Source organism: Limnohabitans sp. T6-20 (assembly GCF_003063505.1).
Classification (GTDB): domain Bacteria; phylum Pseudomonadota; class Gammaproteobacteria; order Burkholderiales; family Burkholderiaceae_C; genus Limnohabitans_A.
Genome location: NZ_NERW01000001.1, coordinates 200,752 through 226,199, shown reverse-complemented (window position 1 = coordinate 226,199; position 25,448 = coordinate 200,752). Strand labels below are relative to the sequence as shown.

26 protein-coding genes are annotated in these 25,448 nt (G+C 59.9%); 15 read left to right on the top strand and 11 right to left on the bottom strand.

The window, feature by feature from the left end:
* Positions 1–4: 4 nt before the first annotated feature.
* The 5 genes from B9Z33_RS01160 to B9Z33_RS01140 all read right to left on the bottom strand — a co-directional run bounded on the left by B9Z33_RS01160 (position 5) and on the right by B9Z33_RS01140 (position 5,392).
* Positions 5–1,531 carry a UxaA family hydrolase gene (locus tag B9Z33_RS01160; RefSeq protein WP_108285212.1) on the bottom strand — a complete coding sequence of 509 codons (1,527 nt, stop codon included), beginning with the start codon at positions 1,529–1,531 and terminating at the stop codon, positions 5–7.
* Between the two features lie 9 nt (positions 1,532–1,540).
* Positions 1,541–2,935 (bottom strand): TRAP transporter large permease, encoded by a 1,395-nt coding sequence (locus tag B9Z33_RS01155; RefSeq protein ID WP_108285211.1) that lies wholly within the window; start codon positions 2,933–2,935, stop codon positions 1,541–1,543.
* A 21-nt stretch (positions 2,936–2,956) separates the two neighbouring features.
* Positions 2,957–3,532 (bottom strand): TRAP transporter small permease, encoded by a 576-nt coding sequence (locus B9Z33_RS01150; protein WP_108285210.1) that lies wholly within the window; start codon positions 3,530–3,532, stop codon positions 2,957–2,959.
* A 79-nt stretch (positions 3,533–3,611) separates the two neighbouring features.
* Positions 3,612–4,601, bottom strand: a complete 990-nt coding sequence (locus tag B9Z33_RS01145) for a sialic acid TRAP transporter substrate-binding protein SiaP (protein WP_108285209.1) — start codon at positions 4,599–4,601, stop codon at positions 3,612–3,614.
* A 68-nt stretch (positions 4,602–4,669) separates the two neighbouring features.
* Positions 4,670–5,392 (bottom strand): FadR/GntR family transcriptional regulator, encoded by a 723-nt coding sequence (locus B9Z33_RS01140; protein ID WP_108285208.1) that lies wholly within the window; start codon positions 5,390–5,392, stop codon positions 4,670–4,672.
* A 160-nt stretch (positions 5,393–5,552) separates the two neighbouring features.
* Between B9Z33_RS01140 and B9Z33_RS01135 the strand changes: the two genes are divergently transcribed.
* The 9 genes from B9Z33_RS01135 (at position 5,553) to B9Z33_RS01095 (ending at position 13,703) form a co-directional block, all read left to right on the top strand.
* Positions 5,553–6,668 carry a mandelate racemase/muconate lactonizing enzyme family protein gene (locus tag B9Z33_RS01135; RefSeq protein ID WP_108285207.1) on the top strand — a complete coding sequence of 372 codons (1,116 nt, stop codon included), beginning with the start codon at positions 5,553–5,555 and terminating at the stop codon, positions 6,666–6,668.
* Positions 6,665–7,414 carry an SDR family oxidoreductase gene (locus tag B9Z33_RS01130; protein WP_108285206.1) on the top strand — a complete coding sequence of 250 codons (750 nt, stop codon included), beginning with the start codon at positions 6,665–6,667 and terminating at the stop codon, positions 7,412–7,414. The genes B9Z33_RS01135 and B9Z33_RS01130 overlap by 4 nt, the downstream gene beginning before the upstream one ends.
* 17 nt (positions 7,415–7,431) lie before the next feature.
* On the top strand, positions 7,432–8,190 hold the full coding sequence (locus B9Z33_RS01125) for an SDR family NAD(P)-dependent oxidoreductase (RefSeq protein ID WP_108285205.1): 759 nt from the start codon (positions 7,432–7,434) through the stop codon (positions 8,188–8,190).
* 26 nt (positions 8,191–8,216) lie between these two features.
* Complete coding sequence (locus B9Z33_RS01120) at positions 8,217–9,080, top strand: fumarylacetoacetate hydrolase family protein (protein ID WP_108285204.1); 864 nt, start codon at positions 8,217–8,219, stop codon at positions 9,078–9,080.
* A gap of 176 nt (positions 9,081–9,256) precedes the next feature.
* The gene (locus B9Z33_RS01115; protein WP_233252687.1) at positions 9,257–10,006 is read left to right on the top strand and encodes a TetR/AcrR family transcriptional regulator; all 750 of its coding nucleotides are present in this window, start codon (positions 9,257–9,259) and stop codon (positions 10,004–10,006) included.
* A 44-nt stretch (positions 10,007–10,050) separates the two neighbouring features.
* On the top strand, positions 10,051–11,862 hold the full coding sequence (locus B9Z33_RS01110) for an acyl-CoA dehydrogenase C-terminal domain-containing protein (protein ID WP_108285203.1): 1,812 nt from the start codon (positions 10,051–10,053) through the stop codon (positions 11,860–11,862).
* Positions 11,863–11,885: 23 nt separating this feature from the next.
* Positions 11,886–12,326, top strand: a complete 441-nt coding sequence (locus tag B9Z33_RS01105) for a DUF2147 domain-containing protein (RefSeq protein ID WP_108285202.1) — start codon at positions 11,886–11,888, stop codon at positions 12,324–12,326.
* A 64-nt stretch (positions 12,327–12,390) separates the two neighbouring features.
* Positions 12,391–13,155, top strand: coding sequence for an enoyl-CoA hydratase (locus B9Z33_RS01100; protein WP_108285201.1), 765 nt, complete (start codon positions 12,391–12,393; stop codon positions 13,153–13,155).
* Positions 13,156–13,220: 65 nt separating this feature from the next.
* Positions 13,221–13,703: a thioesterase family protein gene (locus B9Z33_RS01095; RefSeq protein ID WP_108285200.1), complete on the top strand. Its 483-nt coding sequence runs from the start codon at positions 13,221–13,223 to the stop codon at positions 13,701–13,703.
* Positions 13,704–13,743: 40 nt separating this feature from the next.
* Here B9Z33_RS01095 and B9Z33_RS01090 read toward each other — a convergent pair whose 3' ends face one another.
* The gene (locus tag B9Z33_RS01090) at positions 13,744–14,154 is read right to left on the bottom strand and encodes an acyl-CoA thioesterase (protein WP_108285199.1); all 411 of its coding nucleotides are present in this window, start codon (positions 14,152–14,154) and stop codon (positions 13,744–13,746) included.
* Between the two features lie 38 nt (positions 14,155–14,192).
* On the opposite strand from B9Z33_RS01090, the gene B9Z33_RS01085 reads away from it, so the two are divergent.
* The 6 genes from B9Z33_RS01085 to B9Z33_RS01060 all read left to right on the top strand — a co-directional run bounded on the left by B9Z33_RS01085 (position 14,193) and on the right by B9Z33_RS01060 (position 20,377).
* Positions 14,193–16,025, top strand: a complete 1,833-nt coding sequence (locus B9Z33_RS01085; protein WP_108285198.1) for an ABC transporter ATP-binding protein/permease — start codon at positions 14,193–14,195, stop codon at positions 16,023–16,025.
* Positions 16,026–16,092: 67 nt separating this feature from the next.
* Positions 16,093–17,031, top strand: a complete 939-nt coding sequence (locus tag B9Z33_RS01080) for a LysR family transcriptional regulator (protein ID WP_108285197.1) — start codon at positions 16,093–16,095, stop codon at positions 17,029–17,031.
* Positions 17,032–17,252: 221 nt separating this feature from the next.
* Positions 17,253–18,143 carry a transporter substrate-binding domain-containing protein gene (locus B9Z33_RS01075; RefSeq protein WP_108285196.1) on the top strand — a complete coding sequence of 297 codons (891 nt, stop codon included), beginning with the start codon at positions 17,253–17,255 and terminating at the stop codon, positions 18,141–18,143.
* Between the two features lie 91 nt (positions 18,144–18,234).
* Positions 18,235–18,954 carry an amino acid ABC transporter permease gene (locus B9Z33_RS01070; RefSeq protein ID WP_108285195.1) on the top strand — a complete coding sequence of 240 codons (720 nt, stop codon included), beginning with the start codon at positions 18,235–18,237 and terminating at the stop codon, positions 18,952–18,954.
* A gap of 1 nt (position 18,955) precedes the next feature.
* Positions 18,956–19,624 (top strand): amino acid ABC transporter permease, encoded by a 669-nt coding sequence (locus B9Z33_RS01065; RefSeq protein ID WP_108285194.1) that lies wholly within the window; start codon positions 18,956–18,958, stop codon positions 19,622–19,624.
* Between the two features lie 15 nt (positions 19,625–19,639).
* Positions 19,640–20,377 carry an amino acid ABC transporter ATP-binding protein gene (locus tag B9Z33_RS01060; protein WP_108285193.1) on the top strand — a complete coding sequence of 246 codons (738 nt, stop codon included), beginning with the start codon at positions 19,640–19,642 and terminating at the stop codon, positions 20,375–20,377.
* 189 nt (positions 20,378–20,566) lie between these two features.
* Here B9Z33_RS01060 and B9Z33_RS01055 read toward each other — a convergent pair whose 3' ends face one another.
* The 5 genes from B9Z33_RS01055 to B9Z33_RS01035 all read right to left on the bottom strand — a co-directional run bounded on the left by B9Z33_RS01055 (position 20,567) and on the right by B9Z33_RS01035 (position 25,305).
* Positions 20,567–21,127 carry a dual specificity protein phosphatase family protein gene (locus tag B9Z33_RS01055; protein WP_158270155.1) on the bottom strand — a complete coding sequence of 187 codons (561 nt, stop codon included), beginning with the start codon at positions 21,125–21,127 and terminating at the stop codon, positions 20,567–20,569.
* A 5-nt stretch (positions 21,128–21,132) separates the two neighbouring features.
* Entirely contained in the window at positions 21,133–21,873 is a 741-nt protein-coding gene (locus tag B9Z33_RS01050) for an amino acid ABC transporter ATP-binding protein (protein ID WP_108285191.1), read from the bottom strand.
* 1 nt (position 21,874) lies between these two features.
* Complete coding sequence (locus B9Z33_RS01045) at positions 21,875–22,981, bottom strand: amino acid ABC transporter permease (RefSeq protein ID WP_108285190.1); 1,107 nt, start codon at positions 22,979–22,981, stop codon at positions 21,875–21,877.
* Positions 22,981–24,177, bottom strand: a complete 1,197-nt coding sequence (locus tag B9Z33_RS01040) for an amino acid ABC transporter permease (RefSeq protein WP_369916089.1) — start codon at positions 24,175–24,177, stop codon at positions 22,981–22,983. Before B9Z33_RS01040 ends, B9Z33_RS01045 begins: the two co-directional genes overlap by 1 nt.
* Before the next feature lie 84 nt (positions 24,178–24,261).
* The gene (locus tag B9Z33_RS01035) at positions 24,262–25,305 is read right to left on the bottom strand and encodes an amino acid ABC transporter substrate-binding protein (protein WP_199220257.1); all 1,044 of its coding nucleotides are present in this window, start codon (positions 25,303–25,305) and stop codon (positions 24,262–24,264) included.
* Between the last annotated feature and the right edge of the window lie 143 nt (positions 25,306–25,448).

The window sequence follows — 25,448 nt, the reverse complement described above, 5'->3', positions numbered from 1 at the left end:
GCCTTCACATGACCGCGCCGACTTGCCACGGCACAAATTCGTTTTGGCCGTAGCCGTGGCGCTCGCTCTTGGTGGGTTCGCCCGATGCTGCCGCCAGGATCATTTCAAAAATGCGTTGACCCATCTCAGCAATGCTCACGCCGCCGTCCACGATTTCGCCGCAGTTCAGGTCCATGTCTTCTTCCTGCTTTTTCCACAAAGCGGTGTTGGTCGAGAACTTCAGGCTGGGCGAGGGTGCGCAGCCGTAGGCGCTGCCGCGTCCGGTCGTGAAGCAAATCAGGTTGGCCCCACCGGCCACCTGGCCCGTGGCGCTCACCGGGTCGTAGCCCGGCGTGTCCATGTAGACAAAGCCTTTGGCGGTGACGGGTTCGGCGTATTCGTACACCGCCTGCAGGTTGCTGGTGCCGCCCTTGGCCACTGCGCCCAGCGACTTTTCGAGGATGGTGGTCAGGCCGCCCGCCTTGTTGCCGGGTGAGGGGTTGTTGTTCATTTCGCCGCCATTGATGGCGGTGTAGTTTTCCCACCAGCGTATGCGTTCGATCAGCTTGTGCGCCACTTCGGGCTTCACTGCGCGGCGTGTGAGCAAATGCTCGGCCCCGTAAATCTCGGGCGTTTCGCTCAGGATCGCGGTGCCACCGTGTTGCACCAGCAAGTCCACCGCCGCGCCTAAAGCGGGGTTGGCGCTGATGCCAGAATACCCATCCGAGCCGCCGCACTGCAGGCCTACGGTGATGTGCTCGGCGCTGCAAGGCTCGCGTGTGATCGCGTTGGCGCGGGGCAGCATTTCTTCGATCAAGGCAATGCCTTTCTCGACGGTGAGGCGCGTACCGCCCGTGTCCTGGATGTTGAAGACCTTGAGCGTGTCGCCCTCGCGCAGGCTGCTGTGCGCCAGCCAGGTGTTCAGTTGATTCGCTTCACAGCCCAGGCCCACCACCACCACGCCCCAGAAATTGGCGTGCGTGGCATAACCGGCCAGCGTGCGTTCGAGCAACTGGATGCCCAGACCTTCGGTGTCCATGCCGCAGCCAGTGCCGTGGGTCAGCGCCACCACGCCGTCCACATTTGGAAAGTTGGCCAGCGCTTGCGGGTTGTTGCGTTTGGAAAAATGGTCGGCAATGGCGCGTGCTGCGGTGGCTGAGCAGTTCACGCTGGACAGCACGCCGATGTAGTTGCGTGTGGCCACGCGACCATCCGAGCGTTTGTAGCCCATGAAGGTGGCCTGCTTGCGCACTGGCTCGGCTTTGACGTCTTGCCCGATGGCGTAGTCGCGCTCGAAGTTGCCTTTTTCAGCCCCCATGTTGAGGTTGTGCGTGTGCACATGTTCACCGGGGGCAATGGCTTGTGAGGCGAAACCAATGATCTGGTTGTAGCGGCGCACCGGCTCGCCCGCCGCGATGGCGCGTGTCGCCACCTTGTGGCCCGGCGGTATCAAGCCGCGCACGGCCACGCCGTCCACCGTGCTGCCGCTCATGAGCTGGGCGCGGGCAATGACGACGTCATCGGCGGGATGCAAGCGAATGAAAGAACTCATGACCAAGCCTCAATAAAACTGTTTAGGCAACCACAGCACCAGACTGGGCACGTAAGTGATGATGATCAGGCTGCCCAGCAACGGGAACAGCCAGGGCAAGATGGCTCGGGTGGTGGCTTCAACACTCAGGCGTGCCACGCGGGCCAGCACGAACAGCACCATGCCCATGGGGGGGTGCAGCAAGCCAATCATCAGGTTGAGCACCATGACCAGGCCGAAGTGCACCAGGTCAATGCCCAGCTTCTGGCAGATCGGCACCAAAATCGGCACCAAGATGGTGATGGCCGCTGTAGGCTCCAGGAAGCAACCGACAAACAACATCAATGCGTTGGCCAGCAACAGGAAGACCCAAGGCGTTTGTGTGAAGCCCAACACCCATTCGCTGATGGCGGCCGTCACACCGGTGGCCGTGAGCATCCAGCCAAAAATGCTGGCAGCGGCTACGATGAAGAGCACGGTGGCCGTGGTCTCGACGGTGTCAAGACAGATCTTCACGAACATCTTGAAGTTGAGTGTGCGGTACCAAAAGAAACCCAACGCAATCGCCCAGACGCAGGCGGCAATCGCGCCCTCGGTGGGGGTGAACACCCCGGTCGTCATGCCGCCGATCAGCAGCACGGGCGTCATGATGGGCAGCACGGCCTGGAAGTTGAACAGCTTGTCGGCTGCGAACAGCACGAACAAGGCAGCGAACACGGTGATTTGCGGTGGGGTGCCCATGGCCGTGACCAACCACCAGATGGACAGGGGCCAGCCGATGACCACGGCGGTTTCGATCAAGGCCTTGATCACTTTGGACCACTCGAATTTGACGTCGGAACCCCAGCCGTTTTTATGCGCGAAATAGGCCACGGTGACCATCATCAGCAAGGCCATCAGGATGCCTGGCAAGATGCCCGCCAAAAACAAGGCGCCGACTGAGACGTTGGCCATCATGCCGTAAATCACAAAGGGCAAGCTGGGCGGGATGATGGGGCCGAGCGTGGCCGAGGCCGCCGTGACACCCACCGCAAACTCGGTGCTGTAGCCATGGTCTTTCATGGCCTTGATCTCGATGGTGCCCAGGCCCGCAGCGTCAGCAATGGCGGTGCCGCTCATGCCCGCAAACACGACCGAGCCGACCACGTTGACGTGGCCGAGGCCGCCCTTGAGCCAGCCCACCAGGGCCAGCGCGTAGTTGTAGATGCGGTTGGTGATGCCCGCGTTGTTCATCAGGTTGCCGGCCAAGATGAAGAAGGGCACGGCCAACAAAGGGAAGCTGTCGATGCCCGACACCATGCGGTGGATGACCACAAAGGGTGGCGAGCTTTCGACAAAAAACAAATACAGCAAAGAAGCGCCAGCCATCGCAATGGCCACCGGAATGCCGCCGCTCATGAGGATGAGGAAAAGGATCTTCAGCATGGAGAACTTTCTAAGGGCGTTTCAGCGGTCGGTCATTTCAGACTCGGGGCGTTGCAGCACGGTGTAGCCGCGTTGCCAATGCACGCGGGCCACCCAGATGGCGCGCAGCGTCATGGCGGCAAAGCCGGCCATCACCACGCCGTAGACGATGTTCATCGGCAAGTCGATGATGGTCATCTTGTAGCTGCCGAGTTTTTCCATCATCTGGCCTGTCAGTACAGTGGCGGCAGCGAAGAAAGCGATGCGCATCACATCGACCAGCGTGCCCATGAAGCGGCTGAGCCAGTCGGGCATGAAGCGGTAAAAGAAATCGACCTGAATGTGGTTGTTCTTGGCCACACCGATGGTGGCACCTGTGAACACAGTGGCGATCAGCATGTAACGGGCGATCTCTTCCGTCCAGGAGGCCGAGTTGTTCATCACATAGCGCGTGATGAATTGGTAAAACACCGTGGCACCCAGCATCCAGAAAAAGGCCAAGGCCACCCAGGCTTCGATAGGGGTGCCGGACAGATCGACTTCGTCGTCGGTGGCGTGGAATTGGCCATCTTCGCCCATGACTTTGGGCATGGCATCCAGATCAGGAAGGTCGCTCATGGGGTGTCCTTGGATTCAGGAAAAAATTCAGGTCAAAAGGCCGATCAGACCCGGGCCTGATCGGCTTGGAGGCGCAGCCTTATTTGGCGGCCTGGATTTTGTCGAAGTCAGCCTTGGTGTAGCCCATCGACTCCAGTGGGGCGTTTTTCAGCACAGCGTCCTGGAAGGTCTTGCGGTCGACCTGCACGATCTGCAGACCTTTCTTCTTGAACTCGTCGACCAGCTCCGCCTCACGCTTTTTGATCTTGGCGGTCGAGCGGTTGGCCGCTTCTTGCGTCACTTCGGTGAACATCTTTTTCTCGGCGTCGCTGAGCTTGTTCCAAAGGTGCGGAGCAATTTGCGTGGTCAGGCCGTCCACGATGTGGCCCGTGAGCATGATGGCCTTTTGCACTTCGTAGAACTTCTTGGCTTCAATGGTGGTCAGTGGGTTCTCTTGTGCATCCACCGTGCCGTTTTGCAGGGCCAGGTACACCTCGGCAAAAGCGATTGGTGTGGGGTTGGCGCCGCACGACTTGGGTGTGGCGGTGTAGGCCGGCACGTCGGGCACGCGGATTTTCAAGCCCTTCATGCCTTCGCAGGTGGTGAAGGCCTTTTGGGCGGTGGTGTGGCGTGCGCCGTAGTAGGTGTAAGCGGTGACCTGAATACCGGTCTTGTTGCGGTAGTCGCTCACCATTTCCTGGAAGATGGGGCTCTTGGAGTAGGCCACCAGGTGGTCAGCGTCGCGGAAGATGAAGGGGTAGTAAGCGATGCCAAAGCGCGGATAGGTGCGGGCTGCGAACGAGGTGCCGCTGATGATCATGTCCACCGTGCCCAAGGTCAGGCCTTGGTTGATGTCGGTTTCTTTGCCCAGCGTGGAGGCGGGGAAGACCTGGATGTCGAACTTGCCGTTGCTGCGCTTTTTGATTTCTTCGGCGGCCCAGACCGAATCCACATGGTAGGGCTCGGAGGTTTCATACACGTGCGCCCATTTGAGTTTTTGCTGCGCTTGAGCGCCGGTGCTGACCAGCATGGTGCCAATCGCCACAGCGCCCAAGGCCGCCAGGGTTTTCAGGGTGAATCGTTTGCTCATCGTTGTCTCCTCAATGGTTTTGAAAAATTACTGACGCGGAAAAAACTGCATACCCCCTTAGCAAGCAGCTAACGGGCAGGAGCGCGGCGCCAGCTCACGCTGTATCTTTTGTAGGCTTGTTTCAGGTGCTTTTGCATGGCTTTGCGAGCCGCTGAGGTGTCGTGTGCCTCGATGGCGTCAAGCACTGATTGGTGCTCGGCAATCGCCGCTTTCCAAGATGCGGGGTGTTCAAAGTAATCGCCCAAGCGCTCGAACAGGGGGCCTTTGCGGGCCTGCCAGAAACGCTGCACGGTGTCGAGCAAGACGCTGTTGCCGCAGGCCTGCGCAATGGCTGCATGGAAGGCTTCGTCGCCTTCGCGCGGCATTTCGTTGCGAGCGGCTTCTTGCTTCATTTGTTGCAGGCCATCGCGGATGGCCTGAATGTCTGTTTTCTGCGCGTTTTGGGCAGCCAGGGCGGCCACCTCGGACTCCACCAAAATGCGAGCGCTCATCACTTCGAGCGGTCCCCACTCGGCCGACGTGTCGATGGGGGCTGGGGCTTTGGTGTTCTTGGTTTGGGTGGTGCTTTGCACATAAATGCCCGAGCCGGTGCGCACTTCGATCATCCCTTCGACCTCGAGCGCAATCAGCGCTTCGCGCACCGAAGGCCGGCTCACGCCGAGTTGCGCGGCCAAGTCGCGCTCGGCGGGCAGGCGCGAGCCCACCGCGAATTCACCCGACGCCATCAGCTGCCGCAATTGCTCGGCAATCTGGCGGTACAGGCGTTGCGGTTCAACGGTTTGGATGGGCATGCGACAAGGATCAGGGATAACGTGAATTGGACAAGTGGTCAGACCAGTTGCACAATCATCACACGTTAAGAATTGGCCGGTCAAGCCATTTCGCCCCCGCACAAACCCGCATGTCTGTCGCCCACATGGGTGACCGCATGTTTGCCGAGATCAGCACGCCATGTCCACCGTCACCATCGATCGCATCAGCCTGCGGCAGGTGAATTTGCCGCCCAAGGTCTTGCGCACCGACGCCATCCAGTCCTTTGTCACGCAAGAAACCTTGTTGCTCACGCTGCACTGCAGTGACGGCATCGAGGCGACTGGCTACGCCTACACGATTGGCACGGGCGGCTCCTCGGTCATCGCTTTGCTCAAGGACCACCTGGCGCCCCGCCTGATCGGGCGTGATCCGGTCATGGTCGAGGCGATCTGGAAAGACTTGTTTTTTCACACCCACGCCACGGCTGTGGGGGCCATGACGAGCTTGGCCCTGGCCTGTGTGGACACGGCCTTGTGGGACTGGCGTGCGCAAAGCCAAGGGCTGCCACTGTGGCGCTTGCTGGGAGGGGCGCAGGCGCGCGTGCCGCTCTACACCACCGAAGGCGGCTGGCTGCACCTGTCGCCTCAAGAACTGGTGGACCAGACGCTGGCGGCCCAGGCCCAAGGCTTCAAGGGCGCCAAGATTAAGATTGGCCGCCCTCATGTGAGCGAAGACGTGGCCCGCCTGAGCGCCGTGCGCGATGCGGTGGGGCCAGGCTTTGAACTGATGACCGATGCCAACCAGGGCTTCAACCGTGCAGAAGTCGTGCGCCGTGCGCGGGCTTTCGATGGCTTGGGGCTGGGCTGGATCGAAGAGCCCCTGCCCGCCGAAGATGTGTCGGGCCACCGCCAGTTGCGCGAGCACACCACCATACCGGTGGCCGTGGGTGAGTCCATGTACCACCCGATGCAGTTCCGCGAATATTTGGAGCAGGGCGCTTGCTCCATTGTGCAGCCCGATGTGGCGCGCATCGGCGGTATCACGCCTTGGATCAAAACCGCGCACCTGGCAGAGACGTTTGACGTGGCGGTGTGCCCCCACTTTTTGATGGAGTTGCATGTGAGCCTGTGCGCGGCCGTGCCCAATGCCACTTGGGTGGAATACATCCCACAGCTCGACGACATCACCACGTCGCGCATGAAGGTGTCAGACGGCTATGCACATCCACCCGAAACGCCTGGCTTGGGCATCGCCTGGGACTGGGCGGCGATTCAACAACGACAAACGACCCACATGGAGATCCAAGCATCATGAGACTCAAAGGAAAAATCGCGCTGGTGACCGCCGCCGGTCAAGGCATTGGCCAAGCGGCTGCATTGGCCATGGCGGCTGAAGGTGCCATCGTGTACGCCACCGATGTGAACGCCGAATTGCTCAAGAGCTACCAAGGCGTGGCCAATGTGCACACCGCCGTGCTGAACGTGCTCGACAAACAAGCCATTGCGGCCCAGGTGGCCGGCATGGACCGAATCGACATCGTCTTCAACTGCGCAGGCTTCGTGCACAACGGCAACATCGAGCTGGCCACCGACGAAGAGTGGGAATTCGCCTTCAACCTGAATGTGCGTTCGCAGTTCTGGATGATCCAGGCAGCGATTCCCAAAATGGTCGCGCAGTTTGAACAGGGCGGTCACGGCGGCAGCATCATCAACATGGCCAGCGTGTGTTCCAGCGTCAAGGGCCTGCCCAACCGCTTCATTTACGGCACCAGCAAGGCGGCGGTGATTGGCCTGACCAAAAGCGTGGCCGCCGACTATGTGCGCCAAGGCATCCGCTGCAACTGCATCTGCCCCGGCACGGTGGACACGCCTTCCCTGCAAGACCGCATCAACAGCTATGCCGATCCGGTGCAGGCCCGCAAGGACTTCATCAACCGCCAGCCCATGGGGCGTTTGGCGCAGGCAGCAGAGATTGCGCCCATCGTGACTTTCCTCGCTTCCGACGAATCCATCTTCGCCACAGGCAATGCCTACATGGTCGATGGCGGCATGACCATTTGACGGATCAGAAAGAACGCATGAATTTGCTCGACATGAAAGGCCGCCACGCGGTCATCACCGGTGCGGCCAACGGTTTGGGTTATGCCATTGCGCAGCGCATGCTGGCCTCGGGTGCGCGGGTCACCATCTGGGACCGCGATGCGCCGGGCATGGCCCAAGCCGCCGAGCAGCTGCGCAAGGGCCAGCTGGGGGCCGTGGTCAACACGGTGCAGGTCGATGTGGCCGACCACGCTTCGGTGGTGCAGGCCACGGCGCAAACTGTGGCGCTGGCAGGCGTCGATGTGCTGGTCAACAGCGCCGGCATCACCGGCCCCAACGTCAAGGTGTGGGACTACCCGGTGGATGCTTGGAAGCAGGTGTTCGATGTGAACGTGCATGGCCTCTTTCATTGCTGCCGCGAACTCAGTGCCCACATGAAAGTGCGCAACTATGGGCGTATCGTCAACATTGCCTCAGTCGCTGGCAAAGACGGCAACCCCAATGCCAGCGCTTACAGTGCGAGCAAGGCGGCGGTCATTGGTCTGACCAAATCGCTGGGCAAAGAACTGGCCGACACCGGTGTGCGCGTGAACTGTGTCACCCCTGCCGCTGTCAAGACAGCAATCTTTGATCAAATGACGCCCGAGCACATCCAGTTCATGCTCTCTAAAATCCCGATGGCCCGCTTTGGCGAGCCGGAAGAAGTCGCTGCCATGGTGACTTGGCTCAGCACCGAAGAATGCTCCTTCTCCACCGGCGCGGTCTTTGACCTGTCCGGTGGCCGTTCCACTTATTGATTTTGTTCCAGCACTGAAAGGTATTTATGAAACTCGTTCGCTATGGCCAACCCGGCAAAGAAAAACCAGGCCTGATCGACGCCGATGGTCGCTTGCGTGACCTGAGTGGTGTGGTCAAAGACATCACGCCCGACCAGCTGAACGACAAGGCGCTGGCCAAGCTGGCCAAGGTCAAGACCGACAAGCTGCCCTTGGTGCGTGGCAAAAAGCGTTTTGGCACGCCCATCTCGTTCACCAGCAAGTTCATCGCCATTGGCCTGAACTACGCCGACCACGCGGCCGAATCGGGCATGCCGATTCCCAAAGAGCCCATTGTGTTCACCAAGGCGATCTCCTGCATTCAAGGCGCGGACGACGACGTCATGCTGCCCAAGGGCTCCAAGAAATCGGACTGGGAAGTTGAGCTGGGCATCGTGATCGGCACACGCGCACGCCATGTCAAGCAAAAAGACGCGCTGAACCATGTGGCCGGTTACTGCGTGGTCAACGACGTGAGTGAGCGCGAATACCAGCTGGAGCTGGGCGGCAGCTGGGACAAGGGCAAGGGTTGCGACACCTTTGGCCCCGTGGGCCCATGGTTGGTCACACGCGATGAAGTGCCCAACCCCCAGGCCCTCGCCATGTGGCTTGATGTGAACGGCGTGCGCTACCAAACCGGCAACACCAAGACCATGATCTTTGGCGTGGCCAAGTTGGTGAGCTACGTGAGCCAGTTCATGACGCTTGAGCCCGGCGACATCATCACCACCGGCACGCCGCCGGGCGTGGGCATGGGCGTCAAGGTAGACGGCAAGCCAGCGCCCGTGTTTTTGAAACGCGGCGATGTGATGCACTTGGGCATCGAAGGCCTGGGCGAGCAAACCCAGAAAGTGGTGGCTTTCAAGGCCTGAACCCAAGTCATTGAAGAAGCCATGTCGGGGCTGAAGCCGCCGACCTACAGGTATCTTGTAGGTCGATCGCTTCAGCCCCGATGTCTTTCTCCCGATTTACCCTGATGCGTGCAGGGTTCTCTTGATCCTCGCCGGTTTTGGTGCAAAATAGAACGACCGTTCTATTTTGATCTGCCATGACCGACCGCAAACCTACTTCCAAAGTTGAAACTCTGCCCGTGCCCGAGGCGGGGCGTCGCGTCTTGATCAAGGGCCAGCAAACCAAGGCCGTGATCATCGAGGCCGCATTGGGCCTGGCTTCTCAGATTGGTTTGGAGGGCTTGTCCATCGGGGCGCTGGCCGAAGTCACAGGCATGAGCAAGTCGGGTGTGTTTGCCCACTTTGGCTCCCGAGAGGAACTGCAGATTTCCGTGATCCGGGAGTACCACGACCGCTTCGAGGCCGAGGTGTTTTATGCAGCCATGCAAAAACCCCGTGGTGTGCCCCGATTGCAGGCCATGTTTGACAACTGGATGGTGCAGACCTCGGCTGAAATCGATTCGGGTTGCATTTACATCAGTGGTGCGGTCGAGTTCGATGACCGCACCGGTCCCGTGCGAGATGCGCTGGCGTCGTCCGTGGCAAGTTGGCAGACCGCTTTGCGCCGCGCTGTCGAACTGGCTCAGGAAGAAGGCCAGCTCAGCCGCGTATCAGATGCCCACCAGATTGCTTTTGAAATCCATGGCCTGATTCTGGCGTTGCACTATGAAGCGCGGTTCTTGCGCAACCCCGGGGCCACTGAGCGTGCACGCCAGGGCTTTTCTCACATTCTGGCGCGGTATGCGGTCACGCCGACTGGCGTGGAGACGCGCACGGCGAGCAAGTCTGCCAAGTTGGTCTCTGTGCCCAAACCCGCTGCAGCACGCCGCAAAAGCACCGCGGACTGATTTTTCTTTTTTCAAGACTTCACCTACTTTCTCAAGGAATTGCCATGCCCGTTTACAACCCACCTCTTCGCGACATGCAGTTTGTTTTGCATGAGTTGCTTCACGTGAGCGATGAATTCAAGGCGCTTCCCAAGCATGCCGAGACCGATGAAGACACCATCAATGCGGTGCTCGAAGAAGGCGGAAAATTTGCTGCCGAAGTGGTGTTCCCGATCAATATTTCAGGTGACACCCAAGGCTGCACACTGAACCGCGACACGCACGCTGTGACCGCACCAGATGGCTTCAAGGGTGCCTATGCGCAATTTGTGGCCGGCGGCTGGCCCTCGCTGAGCTGCGACCCCGAGTTCGGTGGGCAAGGCCTGCCGTTTGTGGTGAACCAGTGCTTTTATGAAATGCTCAACTCGGCCAACCAGGCCTGGACCATGTACCCCGGCTTGTCGCACGGCGCTTATGAAGCCCTGCATGCGCACGGCACGCCTGAGCAAAAAGCCTTGTTCCTGCCCAAGCTCACCAGCGGCGAGTGGACCGGCACCATGTGCCTGACCGAGCCCCATTGCGGCACCGACCTGGGCCTGCTGCGCACCAAGGCCGAGCCGCAAGGCGATGGCACTTACCGCATCACCGGTCAAAAGATATTCATCAGCGCGGGCGAGCACGATCTGGCCGCCAACATCGTGCACCTGGTGCTGGCCCGCTTGCCCGACGCGCCCCCCGGCAGCAAAGGCATCAGCCTGTTCCTGGTGCCCAAGTTCAATGTGGCGGCCAATGGCAGCATTGGTGAGCGCAACGGCATCTACTGCGGCGGCCTGGAACACAAGATGGGCATCCACGGCAACGCCACTTGTCAGATGGTGCTTGACGAGGCCGTGGGCACCTTGGTGGGCCAGCCCAACAAGGGCTTGGCGGCGATGTTCGTGATGATGAACGCCGCCCGCCTGGGTGTGGGCAACCAGTCGCTGGGCCTGACCGAGGTGGCCTACCAAAACGCGCTGGCTTATGCCAAAGACCGCGTGCAGATGCGCTCGCTCACGGGTGTGAAAGCACCCGGGAAACCCGCCGATCCGATCATCGTGCACCCCGATGTGCGCCGCATGCTGATGACGGCCAAGGCCTATGCCGAAGGCGGCCGTGCGCTGGCTTGCTATTGCGCCTTGCTGCTCGACAAAGAGGTGAACCACCCCGACGAAGCGGTGCGAGCCGAAGCGGCCGAACTGGTGGCTTTGCTCACGCCCATCGTCAAGGCCTTCACCACAGACAACGCCTGGGAAGCCACCTCGGCTTGCCAGCAGGTGTTTGGCGGTCATGGCTACATCAAGGAGTGGGGCATGGAGCAATTTGTGCGCGATGCCCGCATCAACATGATTTATGAAGGCACCAACACCATCCAGTCGCTGGACCTGTTGGGCCGCAAGGTGCTGGGCAACCAGGGCGCATCGCTGCAAAAATTCGGCAAGCAGGTCGAAAAACTGGTGAAAGCCGAAATGGCGAACGAAGCCATGGGCGAGTTCATCAAGCCGCTGGCCGATCTGGGCCAAAAGCTCACGCAGCTCACGGGCGAAGTGGGCATGAAGGCCATGAGCAACGCTGATGAGGTGGGCGCTGCGGCGGTGGACTACCTGCGCGTGGTGGGCCACCTGGTGCTGGGTTACTTCTGGGCACGCTCGGCGCAGATTGCTCTCCAGAAACTGGCCGAGGCTGAAGAAGAAGCCCAGCGCCCCGATCCGTTCTACCAGGCCAAGCTGCAGACGGCGCGGTTTTACTTCACCCGCCTGATGCCCGAGACATCGAGCCTGATGCGCCGCATCCGTGCGGGCAGCGATGTGCTGATGGACACCGATGCTGCTTTGGCCTGACCTGCGCAACAAGGAATTTCACCATGAAAAAAACCATTCGCATGACCATCTTGGTCTTGACCAGCTGCCTGGCCTTGAGTACCCAAGCCAGCAGCCCCGTAGGCCGCTGGCACACCATCGACGACAAAACCGGTGAGACCAAAAGCGTGGTCACCATCGAGGATGCGGGCGGCGTGCTGCGCGGTAAGGTCAGCCAGATTTTGCGCAAAGGCGCAGACCCCGCTGCCAAGTGCGATAAATGCGCCGATGACCGCAAGGACCAGACCATCCTTGGCATGGAAATCATCCGGGGGGTGAAGAAGTCTTCGGGCAACGATTACTGGGAGGGGGGTGAAATCCTCGACCCGGAAGAGGGCAAGCTGTACCGTGTGCGACTGACGCCCGTCGAGGGCGGCGCGAAACTGCAGGTGCGCGGTTTTCTGGGCCCCTTCTGGCGCAACCAGTTGTGGGTCAAGGCCCCCTGATCTTGTTTTCTTTCACCGCAGCCGCCCTTCGGGGCGGCCTTTTCATTTTTGAGACGAGGCCACCATGTCTGACATCCTGACCCACATCGACGCGGGGGTGATGACCATCACCTTCAACCGCCTGGACAAGAAAAACTCCATCACCTCCACCATGTACGCGGCCATGGCCGATGCAGTGGCGCAGGCTGCCGCTGACGCCAGCGTGCGCGTGGTGTTGTTTCAGGGGCACGAAAGCATCTTCAGTGCGGGCAACGACATTGGCGACTTTCTTAACCAGCCGCCCAGCACGCAAGAGTCGCCGGTGTTCCGTTTCCTGCGCGGCATCGCCACCTTTGAAAAACCCTTGCTGGCCGCCGTCGCTGGCCCCGCTGTGGGCATTGGCACCACCATGCTGTTCCATTGTGATCTGGTGTATGCCGGTGACAACGCCGCGTTTTCCATGCCTTTTGTGAACTTGGGCCTGTGCCCCGAAGCCGCGTCGAGCCTGTTGGCACCACGCATGTTCGGCTACCACCGCGCTGCCGAAGCCTTGCTGATGGGCGACCCCTTCTTTGCCGAAGCCGCGCAAGAAGTCGGCTTGGTCAACCGCGTGGTGCCGCCGACCGAAGTCAATGGTTACGCGCAAGCGCAAGCGCGCAAGCTGGCGGGCAAACCGCTGTCGTCGCTGATCGAGACCAAGCGCTTGATGAAAGGTGGCTACCAGCAAGAGGTGCTGCAAAAGATGGACGAAGAGGGCAAAAGCTTTGGCCGCATGCTGCGTGAACCCGCTGCCAAAGAGGCTTTTGGTGCCTTCATGGAAAAGCGCAAACCGGACTTTTCCAAGCTGTAAACTGGACTCAACTGCTGTGTCGGGCCTTCGGGCCCGACGTTTTGATTCCTCTTTGACTTCTTTCCATGCCTCACCGCACCCACACCCCTGTTGTTCTTGAAGCTGAATACATCGAGGGTTTTCGTCAAATTTACGAAGAAAAAATCGTCTTCAACAAGACGCTGGGCCTGAAGCTGGTCAAGGTCACGCCAGAAGGCGTGGAGGCCCGCATCGACATGCGCCCCGAACTGGTGGGGCATTTCGCCTACAACCGCATCCACGGCGGTGTGATCAGTGCGGTGCTGGACGCCATCGGCAGTGCAGCCGTGATGGCGGCGCTGGCGGCCAAACACATGGACGAAACGCCTGCCAAACGCCTGGAGCGCTTTGCCAAGTTGGGCACCATCGATTTGCGTGTGGACTATTTGCGCCCGGGCATTGGCGAGCACTTCACCATCACCGCCAATGCGCTGCGCGTAGGCTCTCGGGTGGGCTCATCGCGCATGGAGTTTTGTGGTCCCGATGGCACCTTGATGTCCACCGGCGCTGCGGCTTACATCGTTTCCTGATCGCCTCTGACGACCTGCGCTTGCGGTCAGACCCCATGCATTATTCGGCGGGCACCAATCTGGGTTTGCCCTGGTCGTCCACCGCCACATACGTCAGGTTGGCTTCGGTCACCTTGATGTATTGGCCTTGCAACTGAAAGCGCTCTGCAAAGACCTCCACTTTCACCGTGACCGAGGTGCGGCCCACGCGCACGATGCGTGAGAAGAACGACAAGATGTCGCCCACTTTGACCGCTTGTTTGAAGATGAATTCGTTCACAGCCACCGTCACCATGCGGCCGCGCACGCGCCGCGCGGGCAAGACGGCACCGGCCAAGTCGACCTGCGCCATGACCCAGCCGCCAAAAATATCGCCGCTGGCATTGCAGTCTGCGGGCATGGGAATGACCTTGAGCACCAATTCCTGGTCTGTGGGCAAAGCCACGGTGTGGGGGCGGGTGGTTTCAGACATGGGCACAATCGGGTGAACTAAAAACTGGATTGTCTCTTATGCGCCACCACGGCGAAACCGCTGCCCCTGCCTCCCCATCCGGAAAACCTTCTGGCCTGGCCACCCCAGCCCCCGCAGGAGGCGACTGGCAAACCTTGTCACGCTTGCTGCCTTACCTTTGGCAATACAAGTGGCGCGTGGTCATCGCCCTGAGCCTGATGGTGGGTGCCAAGCTGGCCAACGTCAGCGTGCCCTTGCTGCTCAAGGAGTTGGTAGACGCCATGAGCCTCAAGCCCGGCGACCCGCAAACGGTGCTGGTGGTGCCGGTGGCGCTGTTGGTGGGCTATGGCGCTTTGCGCTTGCTGACCTCGGCCTTCACCGAGTTGCGCGAGCTGGTGTTTGCCAAAGCCACGCAAGGCGCTTCGCGCAGCATTGCCTTGCAAACCTTCGAGCACCTGCACGCTTTAAGCCTGCGCTTTCATTTGGCACGTCAGACCGGCGGCATGACGCGCGACATCGAGCGCGGTGTGCGCGGCATTGAGTCGCTGATCTCGTATTCGCTGTACAGCATCATTCCGACGCTGATCGAGGTGGGTCTGGTGCTCACCATTCTGGCGGTCAAGTTCGACGCCTGGTTTGCCGGGATCACGCTGCTGGCGCTGGCTTTGTACATTTTCTTCACGGTGCGCATCACCGAGTGGCGCACGCAGTTTCGCAAGCAGGCCAACGAGTTCGATTCGGCGGCGCACACGCGGGCGATTGACTCGCTGCTGAACTACGAAACCGTCAAGTACTTTGGCAACGAGGTGTTTGAAGCCGGGCGATACGATGAAAGCCTGGAGCGCCTGCGTGTGGCGCGGCTCAAGGCGCAAACCACTTTGTCGGTGCTCAACACCGGGCAGCAACTCATCATCGCTGCGGCTCTGGTGGCCATGCTCTGGCGTGCCACCGAAGGCGTGGTCGCCGGGCGCATGACGCTGGGCGATCTGGTCATGATCAATGCTTTCATGATCCAGCTGTACATTCCGCTCAACTTTTTGGGCGTGCTTTACCGGGAGATCAAGCAAAGCCTGACCGACCTGGACAAGATGTTCGTGCTGATGGACCGCGAGCGCGAAGTGGCCGATGCGCCGGGTGCCCAGGCGCTGGCCTTGCAAGGCGCGCCCGATGTGGTGTTTGACCGCGTGTCTTTTGCCTATGAGCCCGACCGCCCGATCCTTCAAGACATCAGCTTCACCATTCCGGCTGGCAAAACGGTGGCGGTGGTCGGCCCCTCGGGTTCGGGCAAGTCCACGCTGGCGCGCTTGATGTTCCGCTTTTACGACGTGCAGCAAGGCTTCATTCGCATCGCGGGGCAAGACATCCGGCAGGTCACGCAATCGAGCGTGCGCCGCGCCTTGGGCATCGTGCCGCAAGACACGGTGCTGTTCAACGACAGCGTGGCCTACAACATTGCCTATGGCCGCCCTGGTGCCAGCCAGGCCGAGATCGAAGGCGCTGCGCGCGCTGCGCGCATCCACGATTTCATCGCGTCCACGCCCAAGGGCTACCAAACCTCGGTGGGCGAGCGGGGCCTGAAGCTCTCGGGTGGAGAAAAGCAGCGCGTGGCCATTGCCCGCACCTTGCTCAAAGACCCCCCGATTTTGGTGTTTGACGAAGCCACTTCGGCGCTCGACTCGGCCAACGAGCGCGCCATCCAGGCCGAGTTGGCCAGCGTGGCGCAAAACAAGACCACTCTGGTGATTGCGCACCGCTTGTCCACCGTGGTCGATGCGCATGAAATTCTGGTGATGGACGCCGGGCACATCATCGAGCGCGGCAACCATGCGGCACTGCTGGCCCAAAACGGGCGCTACGCCAGCATGTGGGCGTTGCAGCAGTCGGCCGATTGATGGCTGGGCAGGTTGGTAGCTTGAGCCCCGACCTGCAGCGCTGCTTTGTGTGACGCCATAATTCAGCATGGAAACCAAATGGCTTGAAGATTTTGTGAGCCTGGCTGAAACCCGCAGTTTCAGCCGCTCGGCGCAATTGCGGCACGTGACGCAGCCGGCGTTTTCCCGGCGCATCCAGTCGCTGGAGGCTTGGGCCGGTGCCGATCTGGTGGACCGAAGCTCTTACCCGACCAAACTCACCCCTGCCGGTGAGACCTTGTACGCCCAGGCGCTGGAGTTGTTGCAGTCTTTGCAGAACACCCGGGCCATGCTGCGTGGGCACAACTCGGCCGGGCAGGACTTCATCGAGTTTGCGGTGCCGCACACCCTGGCATTCACGTTCTTCCCGTCGTGGATTGCCGGTTTGCGAGATGGCTTTGGTCCGATCAAAAGCCGCTTGATTGCCTTGAACGTGCACGATGCAGCCATGCGCCTGGTCGAAGGCGGTTGCGATGTGCTGATCGCGTACCACCACCCTTCTCAGCCCTTGCAACTCGATGCCGAGCGCTACGAAATGGTGGTGCTGGGTCAGGAAGTGCTGGCACCTTATGCCAAAGCAGGCCCGGATGGCCGCGCGGTGGTCAGCCTGCCAGGCACTGCAGCCAGGCCCTTGCCTTATTTGGGCTATGCCCCGGGGGCTTATTTGGGCGGCATCACCGACTGGATCCTCAAGCAGTCCAAAACCCCGATTCACCTGGAGCGGGTGTATGAGACTGACATGGCGGAAGGGCTGAAAGTCATGGCGATGGAAGGGCATGGCATGGCCTTTTTGCCCCAAAGCGCCGTCAGAAAAGAGCTTCAGGTGGGTGCGCTGGTAGAGGTTTGCCTGCCCGGTGAATCGCCGCTGTCATTGACCATGGAGGTTCGCGCTTACCGTGAAAAGCCGGGCAATCGTCAGACCCCCAAGCGCAGCGCGCTCGATCTTTGGACCTATCTGGGGGCCATCACAAAGCCTGTCCTTGTTTGAGGGGTGTTCATAGGGTTATGCGTTTTAAGCATGAGGCCTCGGGAACACCCTGATGAAACGCTGACATTAAACTGACTATAGTGACGGCTTGTTGAGAAACAGGCACATTTTGTGCTGACACCGAAAAGCAGGGGCGCAGGCCTTACCATTCTGGTGCACAACGGCTGCAAGATTGCAGCGGTTGAACTTTTCGCTTTGAGCGATATTTTCTGGAGAAATCAATGAAAAAACAATTGCTGGCTGTTGCCATTGCCGCCTTGGCTTGTGTTGCTGCGCAGGCCGACACCATTGCCAAAGTCAAAAATTCGGGCGTGGTCACCATGGGTGTGCGCGATTCATCGGGCGCCTTGTCCTACACCCTGGGTGACGGCAAGTACGCTGGTTTCCATTACGAAATTTGCCAACGCATCATTGGCAATCTCGAAAAAGCGGTGGGCAAGAAAGTCGAAGTGAAGTTTCAGTCCGTCACGTCACAAAACCGCATTCCATTGGTGCAAAACGGCACGGTGGACATTGAGTGTGGCTCCACCACCAACAACACAGCCCGTCAAAAGGATGTGGCGTTCGTGAACACCACCTACGTGGAAGAAGTGCGCATTGCCGTGAAAGCCAACTCGGGCATCACCTCCATTGCCCAACTGAAGGACCGCAACGTGGCCACCACCACGGGCACCACTTCTGTGCAATTGCTGCGCAAGCATGAGCGCGCAAACGGCATTGACTTCAAGGAAGTCTTTGGCAAGGACCACGCTGACAGCTTCTTGCTGTTGGACTCGGGCCGCGCAGATGCGTTCGTGATGGATGGCTCCATCCTGGCGGGCAACATTGCCAACGCCAAGAACCCAGCCGACTTCAAAATCGTGGGTGAGGTGCTGTCTGTGGAGCCGATCGCCATCATGATCCGCAAGGACGATCCAGCCTTCAAGAAGCTCGCCGACGACACCGTGCGTGATCTGGTCAAGAGTGGAGACATGGCCAAGCTGTGGGACAAGTGGTTCCTGCAACCCATTCCACCCAAGAACGTCAAGGTCGGTCTGGCTTTGAGCGAGAGCACCAAAGCCGCTTGGGCCAACCCCAACGACAAGCCTGCTGAAGACTACGCCAAGAAGTAATTTCTCTAGGCGCTGTGCAAACCCCGCCGGGGATAACTTGGGCGGGGTTTCTTTTTGGGCGATCGCATCGCCGGTTGGATGAGGTGACAAGATGACATGGGATTGGCAGGTCTTTTTGACCGATGACGGCAGTGGCCGAACGTATCTGGAATGGATGCTGGACGCATGGCGCTGGACGCTGGCGGTGGCTGGCAGCTCGTGGGTGGTGGCGGTGGTCGTGGGCGCTGTGGTGGGCACTTTGCGCACATTGCCCGGACGCCCCGTTGTGTCGGCTTTGGCCAACGCCTGGGTGGAGTTGTTTCGCAATATTCCGCTGTTGGTGCAGATTTTTCTTTGGTACTTCGTGGTGCCCAAGATATTTCCGGCTTTTCAACAAGTGCCCGGCTTTCTGCTGGTGGTGTTCGGCTTGGGGTTTTTCACGTCGGCCCGGATTGCCGAGCAGTTCCGCGCAGGCATTCAGGCACTGCCCAAAGGTCAGCGCTATGCGGCCATGGCCATGGGCTTCACCACGGCGCAGTCTTACCGTTATGTGATCTTGCCGATGGCGTTTCGCATCATCTTGCCGCCATTGACCAGCGAGTCGATGAACCTGCTGAAAAATTCGTCGGTGGCTTTTGCCGTGTCGATTGCAGAGCTGACCATGTTCGCCATGCAGGCGCAGGAAGAAACCTCGCGCGGCATTGAGGTGTACCTGGCGGTGACGGCGTTGTATGCGCTGTCGGCCTTTGCGGTGAACCGTGTGTTTGCGCTGATTGAAAAGAAAATGCGCGTGCCCGGCTTCATTGTCTCTGGCGGAACGGGAGGGCACTGACATGTTGGGACTCGATTTTTCTTATTTCGATCTGGAAGTGCTGCGCAAGTTCGTCTTTGGCGGTCTGCTGTTCAGTGTTCAGCTGACGGTGATCGCCACCCTTGGTGGGGTGTTGTTTGGCACCTTGCTGGCACTGATGCGCTTGTCGGGCAGCAAACTGCTGACCGTGCCTGCCACGTTCTACGTCAACGGCATGCGTTCGGTGCCGCTGGTCATGGTGATCCTGTGGTTTTACCTGCTGATGCCCTTTGTGATCGGTCGGCCTATCGGGGCCGAGTGGTCGGCCATCATCACCTTTGTGGCGTTTGAGGCGGCTTATTTCAGCGAGATCATGCGCGCCGGTATCCAGTCCATTCCTCGTGGGCAGGTGTTTGCCGGGCAGGCCCTGGGCATGACCTATGGCCAGAACATGCGCTTGGTGATCTTGCCGCAGGCGTTTCGCAACATGCTGCCGGTGCTGCTGACGCAGACCATCATCTTGTTTCAGGACACGTCGCTGGTGTATGCCATCGGTGCCTATGACTTGCTCAAAGGCTTCACCAACGCGGGCAAGATTTATGGCCGCACCGAAGAGGCCTACATCTTTGCGGCGCTGGTTTATTTTGTGATTTGTTTTGCACTGTCCTGGAGCGTCAAGCGCCTGCAGGCCAAGATCGCTATCGTGCGTTGAATTGGGGATTGAAAAATGATTGAAATCAAAAATGTGTCGAAGTGGTATGGCCCGGTGCAGGTGCTCAACGACTGCTCGGTGAGCATCAACAAGGGCGATGTGGTGGTGGTCTGCGGCCCCTCGGGCTCGGGCAAGTCCACCCTCATCAAAACCGTTAACGGTCTGGAGCCCGTGCAGCAAGGCAGCATCCATGTGGATGGCGTGTCGCTGATGGATGCGGGCACCGATTTGCCCAAGCTGCGTTCACGCGTGGGCATGGTGTTTCAGAGTTTTGAGCTGTTCCCGCACCTGTCGGTGACCGAGAACCTGACGATTGCGCAGATCAAGGTCCTGGGCCGCTCTGAAGCGGAGGCCAAAGAGCGGGGCCTCAAAATGCTCGACCGTGTGGGCTTGCTGGCGCACAAGGACAAGTTTCCGGGCCAGCTGTCGGGCGGTCAGCAGCAGCGTGTGGCGATTGCCCGTGCGCTGTCGATGGACCCGATCGTGATGCTGTTTGACGAACCGACCTCAGCACTCGACCCCGAGATGGTGGGCGAGGTGCTGGACGTGATGGTGCAACTGGCCAACGAGGGCATGACCATGATGGTGGTGACCCACGAAATGGGCTTTGCCCGCAAAGTGGCCAACCGCGTGATCTTCATTGATGTGGGCGGACGCATCCTGGAAGACTGCTCGAAAGACGAGTTCTTCAACCACCCAGAGAACCGTCAGCCACGGACCAAGGACTTCTTGAACAAAATCTTGCAGCACTGATCTTTTAATTGGGGTCAGATCCCGATTGATTGTTGGATTCTTTTTGAGGGCGTTGGCTGGATATTGCGCCTGGCAGCGCTCTCACTTTCTTTGGACCCAAGAAAGTAAGTAAAGAAAGGCGAGCTGTATTCACTGTCCCTCCGCTCGCCCCCCCTGAGCCAATCCGGTCAACGGTCAAATTCTGACTGATCAGGCGTCCGGCGCAGGCCAACGACGCACGAACTCGCGCTGTGCTTCGGTTTCAGGGCTGTGCGGTTCTTGCGCGTGTTTGTCGACCGTGCGCCACTTTTGCGCCAACAACCCAAGCGCTTGCTCGGGTGGCAGGCCTTGCGCCACCAGCCAGGTGGCCGCCACCGTGCCGGTGCGGCCAATGCCTGCGCGGCAGTGCAGGTAAACCTTGCCGCCTTGGTCCAAGGCTGTTTGCATGTCTCGCAAAATGGACTGCATGCCCGGCACGCTGGGCACACCGAAGTCGGTGATGGGGTGGTTGATGCGTTGCGCCGACCCATGCCTGCCTGCCAGTGGTTGGTAGGGCGGCACTGGGTCGTGTGCAGAGGTCAGGTCGATGAAGTGGGTGATGCCTGCGTTGGCCAAAGCGGCCAAGCGTTCAGGCAGGGCGTCCACGCCCAAAAGACCCGGATGCTCACCCGCCAGCACGCGGCCCGTCCACAGCCAGTAGCTGTTGCCAAAGGGCCGTGGCGCGCCATCGCCACAGCTTTCGTGGGCGATGACAAAGCCTGGCGCGGTCAAGAGGTTCAATGCGCCAGAATTTTGGACAGAAAGTCTTGCGTGCGTTCGTTTTGCGGGTTGTCAAAGAACGCGGCAGCGGTGTTTTGCTCGACGATCTGGCCCTGGTCCATGAAGATCACGCGGTCGGCCACCTGGCGGGCAAAGCCCATTTCGTGGGTCACGCAAATCATGGTGATGCCCTGGTCGGCCATCTCCACCATCACGTTGAGCACTTCGCCCACCATCTCGGGGTCCAGCGCGGAGGTGGGCTCGTCAAACAACATGATCTTGGGGGTGAGGCACAGCGCGCGGGCAATCGCCACGCGCTGCTGCTGACCGCCCGACAGTTGCAGCGGGTACTTTTGCGCTTGCTCGGCAATGCGCACGCGCTTGAGCTGCTGCATGGCGCGTTCTTCGGCTTCGGCCTTGGGCACTTTGCCCACCCACATGGGGGCCAGCGTCAGGTTTTCCAGCACCGTGAGGTGCGGGAACAGGTTGAACTGCTGGAACACCATGCCGACTTGGCGGCGGGCCGATTCGATGGACTTCACGTCGTCGGTCAGCTCCACACCGTCCACCGTGAGGTGCCCGGCCTGGTGTTCTTCGAGGCGGTTGATGCAGCGGATCAGGGTGGACTTGCCCGAACCCGAAGGCCCGCAGACCACGATGCGCTCACCGCGTGCGACCGACAGGTCGATGTCGCGCAGCACATGGAAGTTGCCATACCACTTGTTGACTTTGGAAAACTCGATGATGGGTGTGCTCACGTTACTGTCTCCGGGTTCCGGTGTTGAGGTGGCCTTCGAGCCACTGGCTGTAGCGCGACATGGCAAAACAGGCGATGAAATAAATGGCCGCCACAAAGAGCTGGCCTTCGATGAAGAACTTGCGCCAATCGGCATCGCCCAGTGCCAGCTGCACGGCACCCGTCAGGTCATACAGGCTCACGATGGTCACGAGCGAGGTGTCCTTGAACGCGCCAATGAAGGTGTTCACGATGGACGGCACCACCAGGCGCAGCGCCTGAGGCAACACGATCTTGCGTTGGATTTGCCAGTAGCCCATGCCCAGCGAATGCGCTGCTTCGACTTGACCTTTGGGCAGGGCCTGCAAACCACCACGCACCACTTCGGCCAAGTAGGCTGCCGTGAAAAGAGTCATGCCGATGAGCACTCTCACCAACACGTCGATCTTGCCGCCATTGGGCATGAACAGGGGCAAGATGAAGGAGGCCATGAACAGCACCGAAATCAGCGGCACACCGCGCACGAATTCGATGAAGATCACGCACAGCGTGCGGATGGCCGGCAGCTGGGACTGCCTGCCCAAGGCCAGCAAAATGGCCAACGGAAACGCCACCACCAGGCTCACGCTGGATAAAAGCAGCGTGAGCGGCAGGCCGCCCCAGCGTTCGGTATCCACCGGGGTCAGGCCCGCCACGCCGCCCTTCATGAGCAGATAAAAAACAGCGTACACAGCCACCCAAGCCAGCACCAAGGCCGGACGCCAGAAGGCCCGCAAGCAGCTGAGCACCAACAGCGCCACCAGAAGGCCTGAGGCGATCAGCGGACGCCATTGCTCGTCGTAGGGGTAGCGGCCAAACAGGATGAGGCGACCTTTTTCGGTCACCACACCCCAGCAGGCGCCCACGCCTTCGGCGGCACGGCAAGCGGCGTTGTCGGCTTGCACCACGGCGTTGAACACGCTCCAGTTCAGTACAGGGGGCAGGGTCCAAGCCAGCAAAGCCAGCACCAGCACGGTCAGCAAGCTGTTGGCCCAGCCGTCAAAGAAACGGCTGCGCAACCAGGGCAGCATGCCCACTTGGCTGGAGGGTGGCAGGCGTGGTGCGATGGGGGTAAAGACAGCGTGGTTCATCAGCGGTCCTTGATCTGCACGCGGCGGTTGTAGAGGTTCATGAGCGCCGAGGTCAGTAGACTCAGCGTCAGGTAGCACAGCATCACCACGGCAATGCACTCGATGGCTCGGCCCGTCTGGTTGAGTGCGGTGGAGCCAATCGAGACCAAGTCGGGGTAGCCCACAGCCACGGCCAGCGAAGAGTTTTTGGTCAGGTTCAGGTATTGGCTGGTCAGCGGGGGCACGATCACCCGCAGCGCTTGCGGCAGCTGCACCAAGCGCAATTCTGCCGAGCGGGGCAGGCCCAGCGCCACGGCTGCTTCGTGCTGGCCATAGGCCACCGACTGGATGCCCGAGCGCACCACTTCGGCGATGTAACCCGAGGTGTAAATCGTCAGGCCAATCAGCAAGGTCAGGTATTCGGGGGTGACCGATCCGCCACCGATCACATTGATGTCTGTGGCTTCAGGGATGCTCATATCGCCAGGCGCGCCCCCTGCCAACCAGCCCACGGCCGTGATGGCCAGCAAGATCACCAAGCCAGTCAGGTGCGTGCGTGTGGGGTGGTATTGACCGGTCGCTTCAAATTGGCGGATGGCCCTGCGTGCCCAAAATCGCCAAGCCAGTGCACCTGCCAGCAGACCAACCACGGTGCCCCAGTGGCCCGCAGACCATTCGGGCAGCGGGTATTGCAGCCCGTTTTTACTCAAGAAAACATTCGCCAACGGCTTGAGCGGTTCCTCGATGGAGGGCAGCAATTCGGTCATGGCGAAATACCACATGAACAACTGCAGCAGCAACGGGACATTGCGTGTGACCTCCACGTGCACCGCGCACAGACCGCGCACCAGCATGTTGTTGGACAAGCGGCCAATGCCGATCAGCGTGCCCAGCACCGTGGCCAGCACGATGCCCACCAGCGCAATGCGCAAGGTGTTGGACAGTCCTACCAAGTAAGCCACCCAGTAGCCTTGGTCCGAGTCGAACTCGAACAGGCTCTCGCCAATCGCAAAACCGGCGGGTTGCAAAAAGAAATCAAAGCCACTTTGAATGCCACGCGTGCGCATGTTGGCAAAGGTGTTGGACATCAGGTAAGCGACAGCCAACACGAGCAGCAAGATGGTCAGAATTTGGTAGACCAGACCCCGGAAGGACTGGCTGCGCCAGGACCAGGCGCGTGATCGGGGGGGAGGGGGTGGTGCAGGTGGGATCATCATCGTGCATCGGCCCGCACAGAGGCGGGCCGATGTCCTTTCAAGTGTTTCAGTGTTTGTCTGAATCAGAAAACACCAGGGAGCCGATCAACGCACAGGTGGTGCGTACATCAGGCCGCCTTTGTTCCACTGGTTGTTCAGGCCACGTGGCAATTTGAGGGTGGACTTGGGGCCCACGTTGCGCTCGAACATTTCACCGTAGTTGCCCACAGCCTTGATGGCGCGGTAAGCCCATTCCTTGTCCAGACCGAGCAACTTGCCGGTGTCTTCCGAGGTGCCCAAAATGCGCTGCACGACGGGGTCGGTGCTGCTTTTCATCTGGTCCACGTTGGCTTGGGTGATGCCGTATTCTTCGGCTTCGATCAGGGCGTTGACCACCCATTTGACGATGGCAAAGAACTCGTCGTCACCCCGGCGCACGCTCGGGCCCAAGGGTTCTTTGGAGATCAGGTCGGGCAGGATGACGTGGTCATCGGGGTTGGTGGCTTCTTTGTTGCGCACAGAGGCCAGGCCCGATGCGTCGGTGGTGTAAGCCTGGCAACGGCCGGCAAAGTAAGCCTTGTTGGTGGCTTCCTGGGTGTCAAACACCACGGGCTTGATGCTCAGCTTGTTTACCTTGGAGTAGTCGTTCAGGTTTTTCTCGGTGGTTGTGCCCGATTGCACGCACACGGTCGCGCCCTTGAGGCTCTTGGCGCTGGTGATTTTGGACTTTTTGGTTACCATGAAACCCTGGCCGTCATAGTAAGTGGTGCCTGTGAAGTGCAGGCCCAGCGACGCGTCGCGGTTGAGTGTCCATGTGGTGTTGCGCGAGAGGATGTCGATCTCGCCGGCTTGCAACACGGCAAAACGCTGGGTCGCGTTCAGAGGCGTCCACTTGATCTTGTTGGCATCGCCCAGCACGGTGGCGGCCACGGCTTTGCACACGTCCACGTCCAGACCGGTCCAGTTGCCTTGGCTGTCAGCGGCTGCAAAGCCAGGCAGGCTGGGGTTGACGCCACAGTTCAGCGCGCCGCGCGACTTGATGCCATCCAGGGTTTTACCGGCAAAAGCAGGGGTGGCCACAGAGCCCATCAAGGCCAACAGGGAGGCCGCCAGCAAAGGGCGCTGAATCAGTGAACGGACAATTTTCATGGATGAACCTCATCAATTAAAAAATCCATTTTGCATGAAAAGAACGCCCGTTCACCTCGGGTTATCACGGAGCAAGCGCGATATTCCAACAAGCTTATAAAGGCTCACTGGTCGGGGCGAAAAGCCCGCGCCATTCAGGTGCG